This window comes from Botrimarina colliarenosi, from assembly GCF_007859955.1.
GTDB lineage: Bacteria > Planctomycetota > Planctomycetia > Pirellulales > Lacipirellulaceae > Botrimarina > Botrimarina colliarenosi.
In genome coordinates this window covers 888,525-895,395 of the sequence record NZ_SJPR01000002.1, presented here as the reverse complement: position 1 = coordinate 895,395, position 6,871 = coordinate 888,525, and the positions used below count along the sequence as shown (strand labels likewise).

General features: G+C 62.4%; 6 protein-coding genes and 1 tRNA gene. 3 read left to right on the top strand and 4 right to left on the bottom strand.

The window, feature by feature from the left end; translation table 11 throughout:
• Positions 1-305: 305 nt before the first annotated feature.
• Both Pla108_RS11540 and Pla108_RS11535 read right to left on the bottom strand, forming a co-directional pair.
• The gene (locus tag Pla108_RS11540) at positions 306-1,019 is read right to left on the bottom strand and encodes a S1/P1 nuclease (RefSeq protein WP_146445074.1); all 714 of its coding nucleotides are present in this window, start codon (positions 1,017-1,019) and stop codon (positions 306-308) included.
• 10 nt (positions 1,020-1,029) lie between these two features.
• Positions 1,030-1,278, bottom strand: coding sequence for a hypothetical protein (locus Pla108_RS11535; RefSeq protein WP_146445073.1), 249 nt, complete (start codon positions 1,276-1,278; stop codon positions 1,030-1,032).
• Positions 1,279-1,478: 200 nt separating this feature from the next.
• Between Pla108_RS11535 and Pla108_RS11530 the strand changes: the two genes are divergently transcribed.
• Positions 1,479-1,700, top strand: a complete 222-nt coding sequence (locus Pla108_RS11530; protein ID WP_146445072.1) for a helix-turn-helix domain-containing protein — start codon at positions 1,479-1,481, stop codon at positions 1,698-1,700.
• 560 nt (positions 1,701-2,260) lie between these two features.
• On the top strand, positions 2,261-3,445 hold the full coding sequence (locus tag Pla108_RS11525) for a tyrosine-type recombinase/integrase (protein ID WP_197526493.1): 1,185 nt from the start codon (positions 2,261-2,263) through the stop codon (positions 3,443-3,445).
• A gap of 65 nt (positions 3,446-3,510) precedes the next feature.
• On the opposite strand, the gene Pla108_RS11520 is transcribed toward Pla108_RS11525, so the two are convergent.
• Positions 3,511-3,596: transfer RNA gene (locus Pla108_RS11520), tRNA-Leu, on the bottom strand.
• A gap of 385 nt (positions 3,597-3,981) precedes the next feature.
• Between Pla108_RS11520 and Pla108_RS11515 the strand changes: the two genes are divergently transcribed.
• Complete coding sequence (locus Pla108_RS11515) at positions 3,982-5,565, top strand: SpoIID/LytB domain-containing protein (RefSeq protein ID WP_197526492.1); 1,584 nt, start codon at positions 3,982-3,984, stop codon at positions 5,563-5,565.
• A gap of 4 nt (positions 5,566-5,569) precedes the next feature.
• Here the strand turns inward: Pla108_RS11515 and Pla108_RS11510 are convergent, their stop codons facing one another.
• Positions 5,570-6,655 carry a beta-galactosidase gene (locus Pla108_RS11510; RefSeq protein WP_146445069.1) on the bottom strand — a complete coding sequence of 362 codons (1,086 nt, stop codon included), beginning with the start codon at positions 6,653-6,655 and terminating at the stop codon, positions 5,570-5,572.
• Between the last annotated feature and the right edge of the window lie 216 nt (positions 6,656-6,871).

Sequence of the window (6,871 nt, the reverse complement as noted above, 5' to 3'; positions counted from 1 at the left end):
AGCCTCCTGGGGGCCGGCAAGCCCAAGGCCCTGGCGGGCCTCCTCGATCAACTCGCCCAACTACTCACCGCCGCCCTCGACTGGCTCATCCGAACGATCAGCCAACAGAAATCAACGGACTGCTAGGCCAGCTATCGAAGCTGCGTCGGTCCGACACTTCTCGGCCATTTTTCGACCCGAACGTCAGCAATCGAACGAGGCGTCTCGCACGAACCGAAGGGGGGAAGACTAGGACCCGTCGGGCAACCATCAAAGCCGATCAGCGACTCGCTAATTGACTTCAGTTGTATCGCGCTACGTCTAGTTCACCGCCCTTCAGCGGCCGGTGATTCATCCGCGGTTCGCAGGCACTTCCGCCACACCGCTGCTAAACGATACCCGGCTTCGTCAGCTCGTAACGTCGCCACAACGCCCGCCGCTTTCAGGTACTCCTGCGACAACCTGATCGGAGGTAGCTGGGAAGCCTTTCCACCTGAGACCGCTCTTACCGGTGCTACAACCTCAGCGGTGTAGACAACCATTCTGACCACCTCCCGGCTCTCCGCTAGCCAGAGGAGCGGGTCCACCTCCTCGAACGAGATATCACCCAATTCGATGAGATCTTCGTCGGTTATGATCTCCGTCAATCGTCTATCCGTATCTCCCTCATCAAATCGAGGGCCCAGCAATCCATCCCAGAGGGCGTGCAGGTTCCGTCCATTGAGGAGTTTGATCTCATTGCCGCCACGATCACCATCGGGGAACGCTACGCTGGCGTAGAGGCTACCGGCATGACACGGCTGGTGAGCATCGCCAGTGAGGTGGGCTAACCAACAAGCGGCGATCGCCCGATCGGCAGCTGGCTGGCGGGAGTCGCTCATCACCCGTCGGCAAAGAGCTATCGCTTGTGCGATGTGCAGTTCTTGTGTCTGGAGATTGGCTTCGGCGGGGAGCGGGCCCGGCTGCGGGGGAACATTGATGTCGTCCCCGTAAGTCAGCGTTGCCGCCAGTTGGTAATGCCAAGTGGGGCGGTCGTACACCGGCTGACTCCTAGCGACGTCGGGCCAGTAGCCGGCTCAGCCCACCCGCCAGCGGGTCACGTCGCGGATTTTTGGGCGGCGGAGTGAAGTCCTCCGCGTAGCGCGGGTGCTCGGCGAGCAGTTTGACGAGCTTCACCTGATCGGCTTCTTCAAGCAGGTCATACGCGAGCGGGCTAATGAGGTGATGACCCCCTTCGCTCCAGGCTTGGGCGATCGAAGCGGTGAGCAAAAAGCCAACGGCGAATAGGCGGTGGGTCATGGCCCCATTATGTCCTACTCGCTCAGCGACGCCACCTTGCTCGGCGACGGTAGGACCACGGGGTAATCAGCCTCACTCAACCGGTGACCCATCCGTACTACCCGGATTGAACCGAGCCAAGTACTGAACCAGCGGAGGCACGTCTCTTCGCTACTCATAGTCCGTGGCTCCTTAGGCGACGACGGACGATCTTAGTGGGAATGGCAAAACGAGCCGACATCCTTGAGCGTTTCGGGAAGCGGGTCCGCGAGCTCCGCTCCGACGCCGGTTATTCCCAAGAGGGCTTCGCCGCCCATGCCGGGCTTGATCGCACCTACCAAGGTGGCGTCGAGCGGGGGCAACGAAACATCGCTCTGCGAAACGTCGAGAAGATCGCCAAAGGGCTCAAGATCAGCGTCGCAGAGCTGTTCGACGGGGTCTAGCGTCGCCGACCCGCCAATCCGCAGGTCCCCGACTTCGCCGACCATGTAGATCGCCCTTTTCTAAACCTACCCCTTCGTCGCCTGGGTCGCGTCGACATCGCAGTTGCTAGCGAGATACAGGACGCCGCGGTATGGCGGAGCCGATTTTGAACTCCAGTGCTCGACTTCGGCTTTTAAGCAGGCAGGCTTGAAATCCCGATAGCACCGTTTCGTGTTGTCGGTGGAAGCGGTTTTGACTCGCGCCAAGCCGGGGGCTCATATTTTGGTCTTCTTGGCGGCCCGCATCGCCCACCTCCGTTCTTTCGAAGCCTGTTAGGGTGGGAGTCGGAACGCTTCCGGAGCTTCTAAGCCCTCAGAATACTCTCCCCTGTCTCGGGGGCCTGACCCACGTTGGACAGGACAGTGGGTTGTCTGGATCGATCTCGGATGAGCTTCCAATCCCTGTTTGATCTAGTGGCGACTAAGGGCAGTCTGGCGGCAGCTTTACAGCAGCTCTATGGCAGCTACGCCATGGCATGCTCGTCCGAGGTTCTATCACCCTCGGTCCTCGCGAGTCCCCGATGTCTAAGATCATTCGTAGTGTCCAGGTCATAAAGCGACCAGGCAACAAGTCCCCCAACTGGTATCTGAGGTACTTCGAGTTCGACCCGATTACGGGCAAGCAGAGGGAGCGGTGGAAATCGACCCGGACCACCGTTCGTAAAAGAGCGGACGCCCTTCGGCGGGACCTGGAGCACGAGCTCAGCAGGGAGGATGCCTCTTCGTCCTCCACCAAATGGGCTGATTTCAAGCGAGAGTTCTTCGAGAAGCAGGGAGTTCGTAAGCCGGCGACGACCATCGCCTTCTACACGAACTGCTTACGGGTTTTCGAGCGGGTGGCGAAGCCAACCACGATTCAGGCAATCACCCCACCGGTCATCGAAGACTTTGCGGACGCCAGGCTGAAAGAGGGGGTCGCTCCTGCCACCGTCAATCGCGACTTACGGCACTTGAAGGCGGCCCTGCGATGGGGAGAGCGGCGAGGTCTGATCGAGAAGGCGCCCGACTTCCATGGTCTTTTTGTACGCGTGCCGAAGAAGTCCCCGGTGGTCATCCCGGAGTCCGACTTCCTCGCCATGGTGTCGGCCACCGAGAGTTCGCTAACCAAGCTCGAAAAACGTAGCGGCGGCTGGTGGCGAACGTTTCTCTACATCGCGTATTACCTTGGACTCCGCCGCGGCGAATTGTTAGCGCTGTCATGGCGGGACATCGATTTCGAGCGACCTGAGTTAAGGGTGATGGCGCCGAGTTCAAAGGGGCGGAAGGAACGGGTGCTACCCCTGTCTGCGTCGCTGGCCAACCTGCTTCGCGATTGGAAGTCTCGATGCGAAGGGGCGAAGAAGGCTGACCCGGTGCTCGCTTGGCCATACGACAGCATCCGGGGTCTTTACCACGACTGGGCCGTAATTCAGGACGCGGCCGGTATTCCGAAAGACCAGCGATACGTCCTCAAGAACCTACGATCGACCTGCGCCTCAGAGCTGATCGCCAAGCAAGTGGCGACAGCCGTCGTCAAGGACATCCTTGGCCACGCCACGGTAGTGACGACCGAGAACTACTACCTGAATACGGAACCCGCCCGCCGGGCAGTCGCCGACATCCGCCCAATCCGACTTACCCCAGGGGCAGAGTCAGCGGCGGGGCAGGGGGGCAAAGTCGCCCCCGCTGCCGAGGTCTCTGAGCAGGCCTCCGAGAAAAACATGTAGCACTTGATGTAGCACTCGGGACGACCCGTCGATGGTCAATTCGACGTAAGTCCTTTGATAGCAAGTGGCCGAGGCGGGACTCGAACCCGCACGCCCCTTACGGGACACCAGATTTTAAGTCTGGGGCGTCTGCCAATTCCGCCACTCGGCCAGGGCCTACAGCGTAACGACTTGCGTTGTCCCGGGCAGGGTTGGGTCGGCAAAACATTCGGCCGACGGTTCCCGGATCGTCCGCTTCCGCCGGCTTGTTGCCCGCGGCCACGCTCTGGGGTCGCAATGGTCGGAACCGATCCACCCGCAGGGCTTCGCGAACCGCCCAAGAAATCGGCCAATTCCGCGGTTCGCTCCGGCCCGATGGTTCCAAGAAGGCCCACATCGCCCTGCGCAAAATCGATAGCGGTTCTCGCAGCCTGCCTGTAGTCTGGAAGGGTTGGGAACCCGTCTTCTTGCGGGCCCGACTCCTCGAATTTGGGTTTTGGACCCTTCAACGACGTGGCAAGGCAGGCGGCATGGTGAGTGCAGGGGGAAATGGTTCGATGCGAATTGTCGCGCTTGTGGTGTTCGTGTTGTTTGGGGACGCCGCCTCGGCGCAGTTTGCGGCCCGGCCGACGATTACGGTCACCGGCCTAGGCGCCAAGGCGACCGAAAGCGATTATGTCCCCAATGTCGTGAAGAGCGAGAACGGGTTGGCGTCGTTCGAGGCGCTGAAGGCCCAGGCGGTCGCGGCGCGGACCTTCGCTTACTACAAGATGCAGACTGCCGGCACGATCGCCGACGGGACTTCGGACCAGGTCTATACCGGCAACGGCCAGCCGCCGCGGCAGATCCATTTGGACGCGGCCGCCGCGACCGAGGGGGAGATCCTTTGGGTCCGCGACAACATCGGCGCCCAGTCCGACGTGCTCCTTGCTTCGTTCTACGTCGCTGGCTCGATCCCCACCGGGCCGTTCGATTTTGAGAACCCTGGCTTCATCTCCGAGCCAGGTGACTCCGACCCAACCAACACCCAGAAGTGGGTTACGTTTCCTTACGCCAACGGGCAGTTCGGCGGGAACAATCCGGGGACGCCGTTAGGTTTCATCGGCACTCCGAGCAATCCGAACTGGCCCAACCGCGGAGCGATGTCGCAGAACGGCGGCGACTATCTGTCAGACAACTCGCTCAACTACCTCGACATCCTCAAGTACTACTACGGCGCCGACATCCAGGTCCGCACCGCCACCACCGCGGGGACCGGCGTCACCTTCGGCCGCAAGGTGCTGACGTCGTTCGACGACTACGGCAGCGGCCGGCCGTCGGACGGCACCATCACGGGCCACGAAGGCGTCTTCAATCGCTCGCCGACGTTCTCGTCGAGCACCACCGCGAACCTCGCCGGCTCGGACGCCGTCCGCGACAGCACCACGTCACAGAGCGGCTCGTCGTCACAGCGGATCGACATCGTCTACGACGAGGCGTCGGGCGAGGACTTCTTGTTGCGGCACGTCGCCGGCGCCCGCTACAGCGACTACGACGGCAGCAGCAACGTGGCCTCGCAGGTCGCCAACGTGCAGTTCGAGTCGATTGGCTCGGTCGGCTTCTGGCTCAAGACCGTCGACCCGGGGCTTGAGGTGTCGATCGCACTGGACGACCCCACGACCGGCGATCGTGGCGTCCGCCGCTCGGTGATCGCGGATGGCGAGTGGCACGAGTACAAGTGGCAGCTCGATATCGATACGCAGTGGGAGGCGTGGGCCGGTGGCGGCAACGGCCAGATCGATGGCGTCAACGTGTCGCTCGATTCGATCCAGCTGTTCGGTTCGTCGGACGCGACGGTCTACCTCGACACCGTCTTCTGGGACCCGACCGACACGTTCGACCAGCGTTCGGTCGGCGATTTCAATAGCGACGGCATGGTCGACGCGGCCGACTACACGGTGTGGCGAGATAATTTTCTCGCTTTTGGAACGGACAACGCAGCGAACGCGAACGGCGACACCATCGTCACCGAAGCCGACTACGACATCTGGGCGGCGAACTACGGCACAACGACGGGGGTGACGTCGCTCGCAGTTCCCGAGCCCGCGGCGGCCGTCATGGCGGCCCTGGCGATCGCGGCTTCGTTTCGACGTCGCCGGTAAGTCTTTATTGACGTCGCCCTACGGCGAGCGGCAAGGCGGTGAGGGCAATGACCGCGGCGGACGGCTCCGGAACCAGACGGGTCTGCAGCTCACGGAGGGTCGGTTGGAACGTCGGGTTCAGCACGTCGTTGTGCCAGACCTCGAAGTAACGGACGCCATCGTCGAAAGCCCGATCGAGTGAGCCAGATAGCCCGCCTTCACCATAGGCCTCGGGGCGGCTCGTCGCGCTGGCGACGAGTTGGACCGTCGAGAAAGTCGCGTCGGCTTGGTTCTGCAGCAACTCGTAAGCGCCCGGATAGACGTCGTCCGCGTTGTGCTCCGACCACCAAGCCGATAAGACGCCGAACCGCTCGCCGATCGGCCCGCTCGCTCGGTTCGTTCCATTGGCGTAGGCGACGACGCGTTGGGCGACCGCGTCGTCGCCGAGCACCGGGTGCACCTCAAGATCAAGCGGGGTTTCCGGGAAGGCCGCGTCGAAGGCGTCGATCACGCGCTCGATGGCGCCGGCGTGTAAGTCGACCGTGTAACCGACCTGATCCCAAGCCGCGACCGAGGCGGGCGTCGACGGGAGCGGCATCTCAAACCCGTTCGCCGAGCTATGGGTGATGTGCACAAGCGACAGCAAGTCGTTGCCGCTGTACCGCTCGCCCAGCTTCGCCACGAAGCCTTCCCAGCGATCGAGGTAGTTGGCGTCCCAGGGGAGGGGCAACTGCTCGGTGGTCCCGCCAAGTTGGGGAGGGAGTTCGTACTCGAAGAAGGCGGTCCCCTGGTCGGCCAGCCAACTCGGCGATTCCTTCCCGTTGATGACCCCCAGCGAGACCTTCAAACCGAGGTCGCCCGCCAGTTGGAATTGTCGGTCGAGCGCCGACCAGTCGTAGACGCCCGGCGCGGTCTCGATCTCGTTCCAGCCGATCCGGACCAGCACGCCTTCAACAAAGTCGAGGGCGCCATACGACGAGTCGACCGAGTCACGCGTCGCGGTGGTGGGGCCGGCGCTGACATAAATCCCGGTGGGTCCGCCGGCGACTGCGCCGGAGGACGACAACGCCAGGGCGCTAGCGATCAAGAGAGCGAAAATATTCGAACACATGCAATCGTCTTCGTTGTGGTGCAGTGGGGCGAATCGACACCCCTTGAACCCCGCACGCCCGGCGGAGTGTCGGACAAAACGGCGGGCGCGCCGCAGAAGCCAACCTCGTGGCAAACGCCGTCGAGACAAACGGTCGCACCGATTTGACGCGCCCCGCAGGCCCCTTCGGCGTACAATGGTGGTAGGAAAAGGCTGCTCCGCTGAACGGGGCTGGCG